Below are 17,976 nucleotides of genomic sequence, written 5' to 3' on the forward strand. Positions count from 1 at the left end.
CGCGAAGGGGTTTAGAATCAATCTTTGTTACATGAAAACTCTTGGTTAAATATGAATTTTTTTGATCGATTACCCGTTTTTGCTGCGGACTCTATTCTTGGTTTAAACAATGCATTCGCAGAAGACAACCGCAAAGAGAAAGTGAATTTTATTATTGGTGTATATGAGCAACCTCAAAAGCGTTACGGGGGGCTGGCGAGCATCCGAAAAGCGCAAGCTGTAATTGCTGAAGAAGAGAGCAACAAGAGGTATCTTCCTATTTTGGGGCTGCCTGCGTTTCTAGAGGAAATGCGAGAGTTGGTATTTGGTTCAGTAGATCCTCAGGAGATGGTGGGATGTCAGGCTTTGGGAGGCACGGGAGCGCTGCATTTAGGAGCAAAGCTGTTTTCTATGTCTCAGCTTTCTAGGAAGGTATACATTCCCCAACAGACTTGGGGGAATCATATAAGAATTTTCTCTCAAGAGGGTTTGGATGTTGTTCGTTATCCTTACTATAATGCAGATACGAAAAGTGTGTTATTTGAAGAGTTAGAAAAGTTCTTGCAGGAAGCAGAAAGACATTCTCTAGTTCTGTTTCATTGTTGCTGTCATAATCCTACAGGTAAGGATTTAACAGAGAATATGTGGGAAAGACTTGCAGTTCTTCTTAAGGAAAAAGAGCTCATTACTTTTTTTGATGCAGCTTATCAGGGTTTCTCTGAAGGTCTAGAAAAGGATAGAAAGCCCATACAGATTTGTATTTCTGCTGGGAATCCTGTATTTGTTGCTACTTGTGCTAGTAAGAATTTTAGCCTTTATGGAGAGCGCGTAGGGTATTTTGCGGTTCATGGGGGATCTTCGGAAGAACTGCTAAAAATTTCTTCTTGTTTGCAGGAAAAAGCTCGAGGGGAATATTCCTCTCCGTGTAGGCATGGAGCGGAGATTGTCGCGACAATTTTAAGTAATCCGTATTTGAAGCAGGAATGGGTGTCGGAGTTAGGGGGGATTCGAGAGGCTTTGGCGAAGTTGCGAGAAAAATTTGTCCAAGCGATGCGAGAGGTTACAGGACATACATTTGATTTTATCGCATCTCAGAAGGGATTTTTCGGATATCCTGGATTTTCTCAGAAGCAGGTAGCATTTTTGCGAGAGCAGAAAGCAATATATACAACAGAAGGCGGAAGGTTTAATTTAAATGGACTTACAGATAAAAATATTCATCATGTAGTTCAAAGTTTTGCTCAAGCCTATGAGTTATCTGATTCGCAATAAGAAATCGAAATATGCTATTTATGTTTTCGTTTGTTGTGGGGTGCTGGGATGCTGGAGTATCCCTAAAGAAATTAGCGAGTCTTTACAAGGGGGATTTGTAGCTCTGTATTCTCGGGTGTTTCCTAAACCAGAGCTTTCCTCGTCACAACACTCTGTTTTGGATGTAGAAAATCTTTTATTAAAGGAATACATTACCACCTTAAAACAGAAGTTTTTATCTAAGGAGGTTTCTCAGCAGCAACCTCCTTTATTTTCTGAAATCTTATCTCCATATTTCCAAAATCTTATTGAGGGAAGGGTTATTTATCGTGATCCTGCACATTGGGCAAGCTCGTGTTGGGTAGATGTCGGGAAGGACAAAGGAGTAAAGAAGAATTCTCCTGTGCTTTCGGGAAAGGTGCTAGTTGGTCTTGTGGATTATGTAGGAGAAAAGCAATCTCGTGTACGGTTAATTACGGATGAAGGCATGAAGCCTTCTGTAATTGCAATGCGAGGGAATATTCAGATTTGGTGGATACAACAGAAGATAAACGAGTTATCTTGCTTATTGGAATGGTTGCCCCATAATTACATTCTTGAAAAAGACAAGTATGAAAAGCTCTCCCAGCTTAGAGAGCTGTCAGAATCTATTCAATCTGAAGGAGACAACCAAGAGTCTCTTCGGGGAACGCTTTCTGGAGTAGGTGGGCCCTTATGGAAACAGGAAACAATGGTATTACGAGGAGAAGGGTTTTGTTTCGAAGAAGGTAAAACCCTGTGTCCTGAAGATATTCTTGTTACCACAGGATTAGATGGAGTATTTCCTCCAGGACTTCCTGTCGCTAAGGTTTCTAAGGTGATCCCCCCTAGAGATGGAGCATGTGCTTTTAATATCAAAGCAGAGCCTTTGGAATCACAAATATCTACGTTGTCGCATCTTTTTATTTTACCCCCAATGGAATTTAATCCTAATGATAGACCGGATATTTTTGGATTATTGTGGGAGTAGAAAACCTAGCTTCTAGGGGAAAAAATCCGTTTCCTAAGGTGTCCAGACCTCGAAGAAATACAAATCCCATTTCTACATTGTGGTGGATATCAAATTGTCGAAGGAACTTTTGAGCAGCATCTATATAAATGTATCCTTGCAAATCTAACTTTTCTTTTTGGATATAAGCTCGGAGCCGTTCTGGGGTATAGTCAGAAGTATTTTCTCCAAGAAAGGAAGTTTTCCAATCGATAATGTAATAATGATCTTGATGTTTGAAAAAGAGATCGATAACCCCCTGCCACAGCTCTTCTTCTTGAGAGAAAAGAAAAGAGACCTCCTTAAACATGTGATTTTTTGAGATCTCTTCCAAAGTAAATGTCTGAGATGAAAACGTTAAAGGAAAAGAAAATACTGTAGTTAGCAGCTGTTCTATCATGGGTTCATAACCTTCCAGGTGGGTATTTTGTACGAGAGGATAGATGATAGAACGTATTCGGGAGAGATCACTATGTGGCATTAGGAGCGCCTCTTCCAAGATTTTATGCATCAGGAGTCCGGTTTTTTTTCCTAGAGGTAGATGGGTCTTAGAGAGAGTTATAGAAGAATGCAAGGATTCTGGAGGATCCTGAGAATCTAGTAGTTTTACTGAAGAGAAAGAATAAATTTTTTTTGGGGAGGGCAAGGATAAGGAGAACGTTTCCGGAGGAAGGAAATCAAAATTTAAAGGAGAGAAAGATGGTGCTTCTGAGGAATAAGAAAACAGTTCTGGTTGCTCTTGTATGAGGTGGGTTACAAGTTCTTCAAGAGTAGCATAAGAGCCTACAGCCTGAAGATAGTGAGAAAGAGCAGAGGAGTGCTGCTTTTGCAAAGAGAGGGGAATATAAAGCTGTTTTTTTGCTCTTGTACAGGCAACGTACATTTCTCTTAGAGACTCTGAAGGAGACTTGTTTTTTTTATGGGTATCTAGGCCAATACAAAAAACAACGTCATATTCCAGCCCTTTAGATGAGTGGATCGTGGTGATCTTTAATGTGTTCGGATCTTGAGCATGCAAAGATAAAGCAAGCTCTTCTTCCCACCTTCCTGTTTCTGAGAAGAATTGCAGATGCAGCAGTTGCTGGTAAGGATGGGAAGAAAGAGAATCTAAATAACTGCAAAGCTTTTCCATTTCTTGAAAGATAAGATCCCCTTGTGGGGTGCTTAGGAGGGTTTCTCCTTGAGTTGAGCAGAGAAAATAGAAAGTAGCCAACAAGCCATGTTGGAAAAGATGAGAGCGTAAGGAAAGGAAATATGTTGTGAAACGTTCTTTTTCCTGAGAGATTTGAGATGCTGACAATCCAAATAAGCTGCTAAGCAAAACGCGGCTTATTCGTTCGTAGTTTTCGGGAAAAAGAAGAGCTTCTAGCATCGCTAGAGTTAGCAAGTAGGTTTCAGTAAGATGAAGAACAGACTTTTTCTTAGAAAAAGATACGGGAAGAGAGCAGTGCGTAATAAAATCAAAAGCTTGAGAAGAGTCTGAGACTAAAATTGCCATGTTCCCTAGAGGGATCTGGTGGTGCTTCTGTAAGTGTAGAGCTTCAGAAGAGATCCATAAGGCTTGGGAAACGCGATCTTCATAAGGGAAAAAATGTATAGGGGCATGGGAAGAAGAGAATTCATGGAGCGCTTTAGGGATGAGAGGAGAGTATTCTATAGGGGGATACCCAGAGATTTCTAAAAACGGAGAAATCTTTTGGAACAGGTGATTGATGGCATGCATAAGCTTGGGGGTGGAGCGGTAGTTATTTAAGAGGTAAAGCTGAGAATGTTTAGGGAAAGAAGACTTGGCTTTTAAATACGTTGGGAGATCAGCGTTTCTCCATTCATAAATAGATTGCTTAGGGTCCCCAATGAGAAATAGGGATCCAGAGAAATTTTCATGAGCAAAGAGTAAAGAGAAGATATTCCATTGTTTTTTATCAGTATCTTGGAATTCATCGATAAGGACTAGTTGGTAGCGTTCCCTTAAAGAAGAAACGATCCTTTGGGCTTCAGGGGAGGAAAGTAGCTTTTCTAAAACCACAATGCTCTCATCAGGAGAAATCCATGGGGTATAGTGCCGCTTTAAATAGTTTTGAATGTCATAGAGTAAGGTATTAAAGATAAGATCCACATTACAAAATGCTTCTGTATGCTTTTGCCAAGAAGCATTTTGTAAAAGATCTAAAGCTGCACAAGGACGATAGCGCATCAAACGGTGTTTTTCTTGGAAGGTTTGAGCAAGCTTAGTAAAGGAAAAAAGCTTTGGAGAGGGAAGAGGAGAATAGAGTAAATCTACAAATACAGAGAGATCTTCATCTATGGAAAAGGGCTGTTTTTTAAAGCCTTTAGCACACTGTAAAAGTTGAGAGTAAAAATTTTCCTTGGGAAAGTTTTGAAGGTGCGACGAGAGCTGACGATGCCAAAGATTTAGGGTTTCTTGTACGTGCTGTAATGAAGGGAGGAGAGAGGGGGATTCCTCACCATAACTAGATAGCAGCTTTTCTATGAGAGAAATTGTGTGTTTAGAGGTGACATTATAGCGGATGGTAAGCAAGCGGAACTGTTCTGTACTCATCACCTGTTTCCAAAGGTCTTGGCTAAGGTAATCTTGGATATGACGAGAAATTACCTGTGTATGTGTAAGCGCGGGGTGTTGAGGACGTAATTGGACTCCAGGAAAATATTGTTGTAATACGAAATTACAAAAGCCATGAATCGTAAATATCGACATCTGATCTACCGTCGCCATAGCATTGCGAATTTTCATGTAAAGCAGCTTTACATCTGCTTGGGAGGAAAGATAGGGGGGGAGATCTTTATGGGTGATATCAAAATGGGAAAGAGTTTCGAGACAGCTTCTTAGGGTGGCGTGAATGCGTTGTTTTAACTCGTTTGTTGCTGCATTAGTGAAGGTTACTGCTAAAACCTTATCGGGATGGGATAAGGTATCCTCTAGAAGGGCGCGGAGGATGATGTGTTCTATAGTGAATGTTTTTCCTGTGCCTGCAGAAGCTTCTAAAAAAAACTTCCCTTGGATAGAGGTGAGCGGATCAAAGATATTAAAAGCTTCCATGTTGACCTTGGAGAGATAGGATTTTTAAGCGTACATGTTCATCTAGATTTAGGAGCTCTTGGGGGATGTCGCGATGATGGAAATTCCAAAAGAGAGAGAATATTGGAGTCTGGGCATCTTCCTCTATAGTGCGTTGTATTTCTTTCTGCAGTTTTTCTGGGTTATTAAGGAGCTTCCAACATGCAGCAGAGAGTAGGGGGATAGGAGTAGAACACATAGTGTGATATACGTCTATAGCATTTCTTAGGTAGTCTTGGGGATCGGAAAAAGGTAAAGGAAGCTCTTCATAAGCATGGAAAGAGTATAGTTTACGGATATGGGAGGGATAGGGAAGCTGCCCAGAGATTTGTAAGAGTGCAGAAGAGAGATATCTTTCTAACAGTTCTTTTAATTCATGTAGAGTGTCGGGAAGTTTTGGGGAGTTTTTTACGATAGTATTGGGGTCTATAGCACATAGGTAGAGTCCATGGGAAAACACACCTGGGATTTTCCCATGGATGTGTAGGGGGTGCTGTTCAAGCTCTAGGGTAACGGGAGGAAGCAAAACGCTTTTAGAAGGAAGATTTTGAAATAACGCATGGGAAAGCACTGCAGTGTAAGGAAGATCTTGAGAGTTTTGGATATTGTGGAACCATAGCTGAGTTTGCTTTTGGTATTGAGAAAATACACTTTCTAAAAAAGGAGAGAGGTTATGCATGGGAGAACTTTCTTTTTCTAAGCATATTTCTTCCCAGAAACGTGAGATATTATGTTTTGTTGGAGAGAGTTTAGGATGGACTCCAAGGAGCTTAGGAGGACGTGGGTTAAGATGAAAATGAGTCTTTAAAAAGAGATCTAAAGGTGAGGTAATTCCCCAAACGAGTTGAGCTAAGGAGAGGTGGTGGGGCAACTTAGGAGATTCTTTAGAGAAGCCAAAAAGCGGAGGAAAAGGACGTTTAGGGGCGCAAAAGGCTTTGGCGAGGTTGTAGTGGTAAGCTTGAGAGATATGTCTTTGTGTTGGTTGGAAGAAGGCGACAGGGGTATAAGGCTTTGCTGGTATCGCTATGGAAGGAAGCTTAAGAGTGTCCTGTATGTGCTTAAGGAAAGCGCTAGGTAAGGCGGGGGAGTCAGGAGAAGAGAGGTAGCTAATGTGCAGTTCTTTTTTTGTAGAAATGAGGAATTGTAAAAAGTGGAAGTTTTCTTCGTCTTCTGATGAAGAAAAAGCAAGTTCCTCATGTGCTGTAGCTTTTGAAAATTCAATAGGGTTGAGAGAGGAGACGTTTTTGTTTGCGCCTAAGATAAAGGTGTAGTGTTTAGGGATTAAGCTGAGTTCAGATAGTCTTCCTACAAAAGGGCCGGGCTTATCATAAAGAGGGCTGCTGCTAAGAAAACGAGAAAGAAAATCTAAACAGAAATCAATAAAAAAGGAGAAAGGACAAGACAGCGAGGAAAACTTTGGAAAAAGGCTGTGTTTCAAAGAGGTAATCAAAGAGAGCTCTTCTGTAGATAAAGAAAAAGCAGTTTCTAAAAATGAAAAGATGTTTTCAAAATGCTGCTGATAAGAGAGGGTGTCTGTATCTATGTAAAGATTTAAGAAATCTTGGATATGGTAAATTAAAGGCAGCGTGGTTTCCCAGATGTCGAAAAGACTTATTTTCCCGAACTCTTCTTGGAAGGGATAAGCGTCCAGGATAAGATCGGCAAGGGTGTGGAATTTTTTGTTGTGGTTTTTAGAGGATAGGGTTGCCCAGGCTTTGGTTAGGCTGCGTACTATAAGAGGGATTTTTTCTGGCTCTATGGGGTGAGGGAGGTCAGGATGGATCAGTATCTGTAAGAGACATTGTAAGTTTCTTTGCGTGAGAAGAGAAGATAAAAGCAAAAGTTTTTCTTTTAGCAACTTTCCATAGTGAGAAGGAGGTTGAGTAAAGTATAGAGGAATATGCGGCTGGAAAACAGCTTGGAGATACACTGTGTATGTTTCTATATGCGAAGAGGCAATACAAATCTCTTCAGGAGAAACCCCTTGTTTTAAAAGAACAGCGATCTTAAGAAAAACTTCTTGAACTTCACGGATATGGGAGTGTGCATGATAAACAAAGAGAGTTTGTTGTGATTCTGTCAGTTCTTCAGGAGAGAGTGGTTGAAGATGAAGAATCGCGTCCTGCACCTGATGTAAGGAGGAATTTCCCTCTATAGGAAGAAACATTTCTAAAGAGTCTATATCTCGATCTAAGAAAAAATTTTGAGAGATAGAAGATTTATGAGAAAGATTTGCTAAAAGGGCTTGTCTATCCGCTAATATGTATTGTTCCCAGGCCGTTGTATTTTTATGCTCAGGGAGCGTTCTCCAGAGGAAATCTATAGCTTTATCTGATAAGGCATCTCCAAAGTATTCTTTGCAGGGAGAAAAACAATAAAAATGCACAGGGAAAAATTCCCCCAAATCTATAAAGAAATTTGTGAGGTGCTTAGGAAGAGAAGAACACCCGAAAATATGCAAAGATTGATTTTGCGGTTGAGAACGAAGACCTGAAAGAATTTTTGGAAAAAGTTCTTTATAAGAGGAAAATAGCCCTTCCAGATAAGAAAAAAGCTTATGATAAAGATGTGCCTCTCCAGAGGGGAGCTGGGAAAATGTGAAGAATTTTTTAAATGTGGAGCTCAGTTGTTTTGCCATGCTGTAAGTGGGAGAGAGAAACATCTGGGGGAAATTATGAACCTCTTGAAGATCTTTATTTATAAGAGCTTCGTGAATCAATAGGGGAAGTGTGGTATAATCTGGCAGAGAAGGATCTCTTTGACAGATGCTGGAAAATAAATGTTTGACAACGGCGTCTGTAGAGGAGACAATAGTTGACCCCATGAAGATATGGTCAGACGAAGCATTGACGAGTTCTTTACGAACCCAGTGTCCCGTCGTTGTATTTGCAACAAGAATCCATCGTTTTGTGAAAGGTTGTTGGTTTGAGGAGGAAATATCCTCTGCAAGCTTCGCTAAAAGGTGTTTTGGGGAGTTGCTAAAAATTGCCTGACAGTGTTTGGTCGCATTCATGAATGTTTCTATTCGCAAAAAATCGTTTCGCGCTTTGGTAATAACTCACTTTCTGACGATTATAAACGATAATTTATATAAGTTTTTGTTGGTCTTCTTTCTTTTGGAAGGGAAAACCCTGGCAGAGAATGCTAAAGTTTTATCTTTTGTGAGTTTTTTCTTTGCCCTTCCTTTTCTTCTCCTTGCTCCTCTAGCTGGAAGTTTAGCAGATCGCTATCAGAAGCGAAACATTATCTTAGTTACTCGAGTTATTGAAATATTTTGTACGGTTTTTGGGGCATATTTCTTTTATGTGCAGTCTGTATTTGGGGGGTATGTTGTTCTTATTTTTATGGCGTGTCATACCGCCATTTTTGGCCCAGCAAAAATGGGAATCCTTCCAGAAATGCTTCCCTTAGACCAGCTTTCTAAAGCAAATGGAATTATGACTGCAGCTACTTATACAGGAAGTATTTTAGGATCGTGCTTTGCGCCTCTCTTAGTCGATTTTATGCATCATTTTGAAGTAAATAATTATGTTTGGCCTGCAATGCTTGGTGTGATTTCTTCCATAATTAGCACAGGCATCGCCTTTCGCATTCGCTCTAGCAACATAAAAAATCGCCATCAGAAAATCGTCTGTGTGAATTTTAAAGACCTTTGGCAAATTTTGAAAGATACCCGACAGGTGCATTATTTAACCGTATCGATTGTGCTTGTGGCATTTTTCCTTCTTGTTGGTGCATATACACAAGTAGAAATCATTTCTTTTGTAGAGTTTACTTTGAACTACCCTAAGCATTATGGGGGATATCTGTTTCCTCTTGTTGCCTTGGGGGTGGGCTGTGGCTCCTATATTACAGGATGGATCTCAGGAAAGGATATCAAGTTGGGGTATACTCCTCTTGCTGCTATAGGGATTTCTCTCGTGTTTATGGGCTTGGCTGTGTCAGCAGTTTCTTTAGTCTTTGTGATGATGTTTTTGTTGCTTTTAGGGTTTCTAGGGGGGATTTACCAGGTCCCTCTACATGCTTATGTGCAGTATGCCAGTCCCGAACACAAGCGAGGTCAGATTCTTGCAGCAAATAATTTCTTAGATTTTTTTGGGGTTCTTGTTGCTGCTGTGATTGTAAGGGTTTTGGGATGTGGGTTGAGGCTGTCTCCAGAGAAAAGTTTTTTCTTTATGGGATGGCTGGTGCTTTTTGTTGGCGTGTGGACGTTATGGATATGGAAAGAGCATTTATATCGTCTATTACTAGCAACAGTGTTAAGGAAGCAGCTCGGAAGTTTTTTAAAGCTTCCAAGCTCTTTGCAACCCGAGTGTTATTTCACAGAAGCTCGTAGTTATCAAGAAGTCCGGCGTATACTCGCTTTATTTCCTAAGACCATGCGGTGCATGGTATTTGTCTTAGATCAAAAATTACAGCCCGGATGGACTACAAGGTTGATTTCATACTGTGTTCCTACAGCAATTTCTCCAACAAAAAATCCAAAAACATCCTCTCAAAAAGCCTGGGAAATTACACAAGCAGAATATATCCAGACAGCACTACAAAAGCTTCCTAGTCTATGTGTGATTTGCTTAGGTTCTCCTGAAAGTTCTCAGGAGTTTATCTCTACTTTATCCATGCAAGGAATGGAATTGAAACATATAGAACTGGCCCAAAATGAAACGAAAAGGAAAAAGAAATACTTTTTATCTTTAAAAAGTTCTTAAGTTTTAAGAAAACTCCCAAAGAAAAATAGAAACTATTTTTTCTTTGGGAAAAAAAAAGAGCTGTTTATATAGAGCAGCAACAAGAACTTGACATCTCTTGATTTTCTATCTCACAAAGATGAGCCCTGCGGAAAGGTTTGTTTCCTCGGGAGCAATCAAACTTTCGGATACGAGGGGCATGAGCACACTCTTGAGAGCAGCAGCCCTTTTGTGTAGAGATACACTTCTCACAACAAAGGAAGAGGTTGTTACAATCTGTGTTTGCACAGTTGTAATAGGTGTCACAAGGCTGATCACATTGAGAACATGTAGAGATCGGAGCAATATCCGTATGGGTTTCATCAATAGGTATCGCCAGCCGGTCGTCAAAAACAAATAGCTTCCCGAGCCACTTCCCTGTGCCGACCTTTTGACCGTAGGCTATTACGCCTCCATCGAGTTGATAGACAGTAGAAAACCCTTTCTCTAATAAAATCGCAGAATATAACTCACAGCGGATTCCTCCAGTGCAATACATCATGACAGGGGTATCTGCGCTATATTTTTCAAGAAGAGTGTCGGCATATGCAGGAAATTCTCGAAATGTCCGAATGTCCGGTAAAACAGCATTTTCGAAATGTCCTATTTTCCATTCATAGTTATTGCGAACATCTAAAACAAGACAACGGTTTTCTTCGAGTTTCTCATGCCATTCTTGTGGAGAAATATGTTTTCCTTGTAAGGAAAAGTCTACAGCATAATCAACAGCAACAAGTTCTTTGCGGTACTTCACCGTAATCCGCGGGAAGATATTTTCTTGTATATGATGAATTTTAAATTTAACCTGAGAAAACGCAGGGCGCTCTTTTAGCCAAGACATGTAACTTTCTGCATCAGGTTGATATCCACTAAACTGCCCGTTGATGCCTTGCTCAGAAATATAAATGCGACAAGAAACATCTTTGCTTTCTAAAAAATTCTTGTGCAAAGCAATTTCCTCATGTGGATTGTCCACAGGTGTAATACAGTAGTAAGCTAGTGCGTAATAATTTTTTTCCATGGAAATACTCTACTAAATTCCTGGAAATAATTCCATTGTAGAAAAAAACCTGTGGAATTAAAATGCTCTTTGGTCTTTCGTCGAGAAGATGTGGCAACGTTATGTTTATGTTTGCGTGGCACGTCTGGTAAATAAAGAATAATTAAAAGTTGCAATGCCGCTGACTTCATATTGGACTTTGAGCGGCAAGTTTATTACAAAATATAAGGACAAAATACATGGCTCGATACTGCGGCCCTAAAAATAGGATAGCAAGACGTTTTGGTGCTAATATCTTTGGAAGAAGCCGAAATCCATTGCTGAAGAAACCCCACCCTCCGGGGCAGCACGGCATGCAAAGGAAAAAGAAATCGGATTACGGCTTGCAGCTAGAAGAAAAACAAAAATTGAAAGCTTGCTTTGGAATGATTTTAGAAAAGCAGCTAGTCAAAGCTTTCAGGGAAGTTGTAAATAAAGGCGATGTTGCCAAGTTGTTTTTAGAGCGTTTTGAGTGTCGCTTAGATAATATGGTTTACCGCATGGGCTTTGCTAGAAGTATTTTTGCTGCTCAGCAGTTGGTGGCTCATGGGCATGTGTTGGTAAATGGAAAACGCGTGGATCGTAGATCTTTCTTTGTGCGTCCTGGAATGCAGATTTCCTTGAAAGAAAAATCCAAAAGGCTGCAGTCCGTTAAAGATGCTCTAGAAGCAAAGGATGAGAGCTCTTTGCCTTCCTATATTTCTTTAGACAAAGCGAATTGCAAAGGGGAGCTTTTGCTGTCTCCAGAGCAAGACCAAATAGAAGCCCAGCTTCCTTTGCCTATTAATGTTGCTGTTGTGTGTGAGTTTCTCTCTCACAGAACATAAAAAAATTAATTGATGTTGAAAGTTTTTTGGGAAGAGCGTCTATTGAAACCCTTAGGCGCTCTTTTTTTTTATTTTGAGAAGCTAAGCAACATCTGAATTTCCTTGACCCACAAGTCTGGCCCTCCGGGGGTTTCTAGGTATTTAGGAATATTGCGCAATCTAGGATCTGTCATTAAAAATTTAAAGCATTCTTTTCCGATATAGCCTTCTCCTATAGGGGCGTGGCGGTCCTTATGTTTCCCAAGGGGAAAAATGGAGTCATTTAAGTGTAAAGCTCTTAAATAGGACAAACCGATGTGTTGATCAAATTGTTTAAGAACCTGCTCCCATCCTTCAGAGGAGGAAATGTTGTAGCCGGCAGCAAAGATATGGCAAGTGTCTAAGCATACCCCCATGGGGATTTTGTCTTTGAGACCGTGAATAAGATATCCTAATTCTTCGAAAGAACTACCCACTAAAGAGCCTTGACCTGCTGTGGTTTCCAGGAGAACAACAAGGGGAGGGGAGGATTCAAAGAGGGGACGAGCTAAAGAGAAGCTTGAAATAATTCTATCCATGCAAGATTCTTTGGAGTCAGAAATTGCTGCTCCAGGATGGAAATTTACAAAAGAGATTCCTAAGCTGATGCAATCTCTAATTTCTTGGTATAGGCAAGTACGGCTTTTCTCTAAAACAATCGGGTCGGGAGCTCCAGGATTAATCAAGTATCCAGCATGGCTCATGATGTAAGAAAGCTCGGTTTCTTCTAGGGCATGGTGAAAAGAGGCAATAGCTTCCTGAGAAAGAGGGCGGCGCTGCCATTGCCTTTGGTTTGCAGTAAACATTTGGATAGTGGAAGCTCCGATTTCACGTCCTTCATAGAGGGCATTTTGAAGACCTCCAGAGATGGAGGTGTGCGCTCCTAATAAAGGAAATTGCGGAGGAGGGAGGATATTTATCATATAATGTTTCTAAAAGTTTGATGTGCTATGAATAGCTTCAAGTATTAAGGCAGATGGGGATTTTAATGAATAAAAAAGACTGCGAAGGTTCTATCATTCGTTCTATATTTAATCTTTTATCAGGGACTTCTTGTAGTCGAATTACGGGAATGTTTCGGGAAATCGCCATGGCTACGTATTTTGGTGCAGATCCCTTAGTGGCTGCGTTTTGGTTCGGTTTTAGAACAGTCTTCTTTTTAAGAAAAGTTCTCGGAGGCTCTGTCCTTGGACAGGCGTTTATCCCTCATTTCGAGTTTCTTCGTGCTCAAGATACTAACCGTGCGGCCTTTTTTTTCCGTAGTTTCTTTCGGTTTGTTACTGGCGGAGCTTTGGTATTTACGATCCTCATAGAAGTTGTATTGTGGGTATGGTTAAATCAAGCAGAAGCGGAAACTGCGGACACGCTGCTGCTCACAATGATTTTGCTCCCTTGTGGGATTTTCCTTACTATGTATACGATAAATGGAGCCTTGCTACATTGTGAAAACAAGTTTTTCAGCGTTGGGTTGGCTCCTGCCGTAGTCAATATTATCTGGATTGCTTTTGTAGTCTGTGTTCGGCATGCCAGCCTACGACAGAGAGTGATTGGATTGGCGTGGGTGCTTGTGGGAGGTTTTGTTCTTGAGTGGTTAGTAACTGTCCCAGGAGTGAGGAACTTTTTATCACAAGCAACGACACCGCCAAAAGAAAAAGATAGCATAAAAGCTTTATTAGCCCCGCTATCTTTAGGAATCCTAACTTCGGGGATCTATCAGGTTAATCTTATTTCGGATATTTGTTTAGCGCGCTACGTTGATGTGATTGGACCGCTTTATCTTATGTATTCCTTAAGGATTTATCAGCTTCCCGTAAATCTTTTTGGCCTTGGTGTATTTGCTGTGCTTCTTCCAGCAATTTCACGTTGTGTTCAAAGCGAAGATCACGAGCGAGGACATCTACTGTTAAAATTTACATTAAACCTGTTGATTTCTGTCATGATCATCATGACAGCAGGAATGGTTTTATTTGCGCTGCCAGGAACGCGAGTGTTGTATGAACACGGCCTATTTCCCTCCCATGCTGTGCATGCTGTTGTCCGAGTCTTATGGGGATATAGTGGTGGCATTATCCCCATGGCTCTAGCGCCGATCATCTCAGCATTATTTTATGCTCAAAGGAGTTATGCTACCCCCTTGCTTATCGGAATAGGAAATGCTATCGCAAATATTGTTTTGAGCTTAATTTTTGGCTGTTGGTTATTGCACGATGTCTCGGGGATTTCCTATGCAACGTCTATAACTGCTTGGGTCCAACTTTACTTCCTGTGGTTTTATTTAGGAAAAAGGTTGCCAAGCTATGCCAATTTACTTGTCGAAGCGTTGAGACTTTCCTGGAAGGTGCTAGGAACGACCTTGCTGGCATGCATCACTACGATTGGGATAAACATCATGACGCGAACAACTTACATTATCTTTTTAAAGCCCCTAACGCCTTTGGCCTTTCCGTTAAACACCATCTTTATGCAAGCGGCAGCTTTTTTTGCCGAAGGTTTCATTTTCTTGGCTTTTTTGTTTGGTTTTGCCAAACTTCTTCGCGTAGAAGATCTTGTTAACTTGACTTCCTTTCAGTACTGGAGAGGGCAGCGAAGTCTTTTGCAAGGTGATAGCCTTACGCAAGATAACTGAGTTTTAGTGATAGACATTTCTGTTTTTTCTCCCCGCTCTTGGAATTTTTCTAACAGACTTCTCTACTTAACTTGATAGCGCTAAGGGCATTATGAAAAAACAAATATATCAATGGTTGACTTCTATACTTGTTTTAACTTCAACAACTTATGGGTATGCTGAACGCTCCGTTTCGAATAAGAGCAACGAGGCTTTTGCAACATTAGGGGATGTTCAAGAATACTTAAATAAGCGAGGATTCATAGAAGCTCGTAAGCGGGATGGCATTTTAAGATTAGCTGGTGATGTTCGTGCACGATGGCTGTTTGCTAGGGAAGATATTGTAAACCCCCCGACAACATCCTATACTCCTTTGCCTCAGAATCGCTACCGCAGCGAGTTTAATCTTTATATCGATTACACGACAGAAAGAAGTTGGTTAACATCTAGCATGCATTGGGCAGCAATTGCTGGAGGGGAGAGTACCGCAGCAGGAATGGATATTAACAGAGCCTTTATAGGATATCGTCTTTATAAAAGCCCTATTACCGATATCTTCGTAGAATGTGGAAGATCAAGCTTGGGAGATCTATTCCAATCAGATGTACAATTCAACAGTAACTTCGATGGTGTGCATCTTTACTATAGCCAACGTTTGAGTGAGAACCTCCCATATCAGTTGATAGTTCACGGAGGGCCCTTTGTTGTAAATATGACTAAGAAGCATTATGCTTGGGCAGTGGAAGGTATCTTAAACAATCTCCCTCAACAGTTCTTTGTAAAATGTAGCGTTATAGACTGGAACTCATTTTTGCCTAGCGAGCTCTCTTCTTCGGATACCCTTCTTGTACAGACAAAGTATAAGTACTGTGTGTGGCAAGCGTTGCTTGGGAAACACAGCCAGCTGCCTTGGTTCCAAGGAAAGAAAAAACCTCTATATCTTTATGGGGCAGTGTTAACAAACACATTAGCAAAAGCTTCTCCTACGACTTTGAATGAAAAGCAAAATCTTGCCTGGTTTGTTGGAGGAACTTTTGGAAGACTCAAGAAAGCTGGGGATTGGTCTGCAACAATTCGTTATGAGTATGTTGAAGCTTTGGCACTTCCTGAAATTGATGTTTCTGGAATAGGTCGAGGAAATTCTCTAAAATACTGGTTTGCCCAGGCAATTGTTGGCAATTACGATCCTAAAGAGGCTAATGGTTTCACTAACTACAAAGGAGCTTCTTGCTTGCTTATGTATAGCTTGACAGATTCTTTATCTTTCAGAGCTTATGGAGCGTACTCTCGTCCTGCAGATGATCGTTTAGGAAGCGACTTTACCTTTAGAAAGTTTGACCTTGGGCTAATCTCTGCTTTCTAAAAGAAATATCTTTTAATCTTTCTTTAACTAAAGAGCTCACGTTTTTTAAAAATGTGAGCTTTTTAGTTTTTATTTTATAATAAAATAAAAGTTTTGTTGTTTTTTTTATGGTTAATCCTCTTGGCACGAATGAGCATGAACAGATTCCTATAGAACCTCTCGCTTCTAAAGATGCGAGTTCAGCTTCTTCTACAGAAGCGGCTTCTAAGACGCAGGAGAAAAAAACAGAGGGCCCTACGCCTCAAGCAGTTGAGACGTGGAGTTTTTTAAGTGCTGCTCGTAATGCCTTGTCTTCATTGGTCAATAGACTTCTTGGTGTTGCATCTTCTACCCCTACAACCTCGCCTGACACCTCTCCTTCTGTAGATTCAACAGACCCGACTAACCCTACAGATCCTGTTGATCCAACCCCGCCTCCGCCTACTTTTGATGATTATAAAACACAAGCTGAAACAGCATATAATACCTTTTTAACTTCGACAGATTATAGTGCAGTGCAAGCAGCAGCTGTCTCTTTACAAGAAGCTGTGAATAAAATGAATGAACTTGCTGCAGAGGATACTGCTACTGAAGAACAGAAGACTACAGCTGCAGAGTGGGGAGAGAAAAATACAAAAGTAACTCAAGTATACGCAGATTTGGAAGAGATTTCTAGATTATTGGAGGAGAACAAACAATATCAATCTTCTGCGAGTTCATTAGCTAATATTGACCTTGTGAATGCTGCGCTACTTAAAAGTGAAGAAAATGCTGCTGCAGTGGAAGCAAAGCTAGATGAAATGAATGCAGAGGAGAGCCCTCCTTTAGGGAGAGTCCCAGCTTCTGCTGAAGCATTAAAAACACAAATGGACACTGTCACGGAAGAGACAAAAGCAATTACTAAAGTGTTGATAGATGCTTACAATGCTGGGGAAGATGCCTATGGTAGTGTACAACAAGCTATGGCAAATAATTCCCAGGCAAATATTGACGCTGCGAATGCGCAAATAACCCAAGCAAAGGAGACAATTCAAAACGCTCTACAAACATATCCAAATTCTCCCGTTTTACAGACAGCTCTATCGCGTGTGACAGCCGCAGAAGCAGCTCTTCAAAATATCAAGCCTGCAGAAGCTCCTTCTTCAGGAGGCGCAGCTTCTGCAGGAAGTGCTCAGCATCGTTCTTTTTCTGTTGGGAACGTGAGAGTTGCTTTGCTATTAGATGATGCAGAAAGCGAAAGCACAGCGACTGTGCTATCTGGCTTAAGAAAGATGATTGAGTTATTCCAAAGCGGAACTACTGTTGGAGGAGAGGCTCAAAAAGCAGAGACAGAAGCAGAAGCTGTAGCTGCTAATGATTCTGCTACAACAGAAGAAGAAGCACAAGCTGCTGTAGAAGAAGCTCTGCAAACTATGGCAGAAGCAAAAACTCGAGAAGGCTTAATTGATGCTATGGGGCAGATTGCCTCTGCTGCTATGGTCTCTGCTGGTGTTCCGCAAGCCGCAGCAGCTCCTGTAGCGAAATCTGTAAAACAGCTTTACAGTGCCTCTTCCAGCACAAGCAGCAAGAGGTTTGCAGATGGCTATAGTGCTTATCAGTCTCTAACGGATACGCTAAGCTCTATAAATGATCGTGGTAGAAACGCCTTAGATGCAGCAACACAGTCTGCATTGTCGCAACCTGTTCCTAGGAGAACAGAAACGCGAGCTAGGGGTTCTGAGGATCTCAGTCAGCGTGTAGCTAGAAGCATAGCTGAAGATAGCAAAACTTACGGAGATATCTATGCCCGTGTAGGAGCTTTGGAGAGCTTATCCACAGTACTTCAAAATAATCCTAATGCGAATGATGCTGAGATTAAACAAGCGCTTATGTCAGAGGTGAATAAGCCTCCTAAGTTTGGGTATCCTTATGTTCAGCTTCCTAGTGAGTCTATGCAGAAGTACTTAGGGAAGCTTATGCAGGAGTTCGTGGATGGAACTAAAGCTGCTGCAGAACGTAAGATGCTTTCTTTTGATACACGCACACAATTTATCCAACAGGTTCTGGTCAACCTTGGGTCTCTATACGCAGCGTATCTTAGCTAGA

At 41.0% G+C, this 17,976-nt stretch carries 11 protein-coding genes; 7 read left to right on the forward strand and 4 right to left on the reverse strand.

Annotated features, from left to right (window positions below; all coding sequences use genetic code 11):
• Nucleotides 1–51: 51 nt before the first annotated feature.
• Together G5S_RS01370 and G5S_RS01375 are read left to right on the forward strand one after the other, a co-directional pair.
• A complete protein-coding gene (locus G5S_RS01370; RefSeq protein ID WP_013712388.1) occupies nucleotides 52–1,251 on the forward strand; it encodes an aromatic amino acid transaminase in 1,200 nt (399 codons plus the stop codon).
• Nucleotides 1,229–2,239 carry a rod shape-determining protein MreC gene (locus G5S_RS01375; protein WP_021756282.1) on the forward strand — a complete coding sequence of 337 codons (1,011 nt, stop codon included), beginning with the start codon at nucleotides 1,229–1,231 and terminating at the stop codon, nucleotides 2,237–2,239. The genes G5S_RS01370 and G5S_RS01375 overlap by 23 nt, the downstream gene beginning before the upstream one ends.
• Here G5S_RS01375 and recB read toward each other — a convergent pair.
• Nucleotides 2,199–5,315, reverse strand: a complete 3,117-nt coding sequence (gene recB / locus G5S_RS01380; protein WP_021757016.1) for an exodeoxyribonuclease V subunit beta — start codon at nucleotides 5,313–5,315, stop codon at nucleotides 2,199–2,201. The two genes, G5S_RS01375 and recB, sit on opposite strands and share 41 nt — an antisense overlap.
• Nucleotides 5,302–8,346: an exodeoxyribonuclease V subunit gamma gene (locus tag G5S_RS01385; RefSeq protein WP_013712392.1), complete on the reverse strand. Its 3,045-nt coding sequence runs from the start codon at nucleotides 8,344–8,346 to the stop codon at nucleotides 5,302–5,304. Before G5S_RS01385 ends, recB begins: the two co-directional genes overlap by 14 nt.
• Here G5S_RS01385 and G5S_RS01390 point away from each other — a divergent pair.
• On the forward strand, nucleotides 8,345–10,042 hold the full coding sequence (locus tag G5S_RS01390; RefSeq protein WP_013712393.1) for an MFS transporter: 1,698 nt from the start codon (nucleotides 8,345–8,347) through the stop codon (nucleotides 10,040–10,042). The two genes, G5S_RS01385 and G5S_RS01390, sit on opposite strands and share 2 nt — an antisense overlap.
• 64 nt (nucleotides 10,043–10,106) lie before the next feature.
• On the opposite strand, the gene trhO is transcribed toward G5S_RS01390, so the two are convergent.
• Nucleotides 10,107–11,081, reverse strand: coding sequence for an oxygen-dependent tRNA uridine(34) hydroxylase TrhO (gene trhO / locus G5S_RS01395; protein WP_013712394.1), 975 nt, complete (start codon nucleotides 11,079–11,081; stop codon nucleotides 10,107–10,109).
• Between the two features lie 218 nt (nucleotides 11,082–11,299).
• On the opposite strand from trhO, the gene rpsD reads away from it, so the two are divergent.
• Nucleotides 11,300–11,926: a 30S ribosomal protein S4 gene (gene rpsD / locus G5S_RS01400; protein WP_013712395.1), complete on the forward strand. Its 627-nt coding sequence runs from the start codon at nucleotides 11,300–11,302 to the stop codon at nucleotides 11,924–11,926.
• Between the two features lie 68 nt (nucleotides 11,927–11,994).
• On the opposite strand, the gene G5S_RS01405 is transcribed toward rpsD, so the two are convergent.
• Nucleotides 11,995–12,867 (reverse strand): deoxyribonuclease IV, encoded by an 873-nt coding sequence (locus G5S_RS01405; RefSeq protein ID WP_013712396.1) that lies wholly within the window; start codon nucleotides 12,865–12,867, stop codon nucleotides 11,995–11,997.
• Nucleotides 12,868–12,932: 65 nt separating this feature from the next.
• Between G5S_RS01405 and G5S_RS01410 the strand changes: the two genes are divergently transcribed.
• The 3 genes from G5S_RS01410 (at nucleotide 12,933) to G5S_RS01420 (ending at nucleotide 17,975) form a co-directional block, all read left to right on the forward strand.
• Complete coding sequence (locus G5S_RS01410; RefSeq protein ID WP_013712397.1) at nucleotides 12,933–14,570, forward strand: lipid II flippase MurJ; 1,638 nt, start codon at nucleotides 12,933–12,935, stop codon at nucleotides 14,568–14,570.
• Nucleotides 14,571–14,661: 91 nt separating this feature from the next.
• Nucleotides 14,662–15,912, forward strand: coding sequence for a hypothetical protein (locus G5S_RS01415; RefSeq protein ID WP_013712398.1), 1,251 nt, complete (start codon nucleotides 14,662–14,664; stop codon nucleotides 15,910–15,912).
• Between the two features lie 107 nt (nucleotides 15,913–16,019).
• The gene (locus G5S_RS01420) at nucleotides 16,020–17,975 is read left to right on the forward strand and encodes a hypothetical protein (RefSeq protein ID WP_013712400.1); all 1,956 of its coding nucleotides are present in this window, start codon (nucleotides 16,020–16,022) and stop codon (nucleotides 17,973–17,975) included.
• Nucleotide 17,976 lies beyond the last annotated feature (1 nt).

This window comes from Chlamydia pecorum E58 (assembly GCF_000204135.1).
GTDB classification, from domain to species: Bacteria; Chlamydiota; Chlamydiia; order Chlamydiales; family Chlamydiaceae; genus Chlamydia; species Chlamydia pecorum.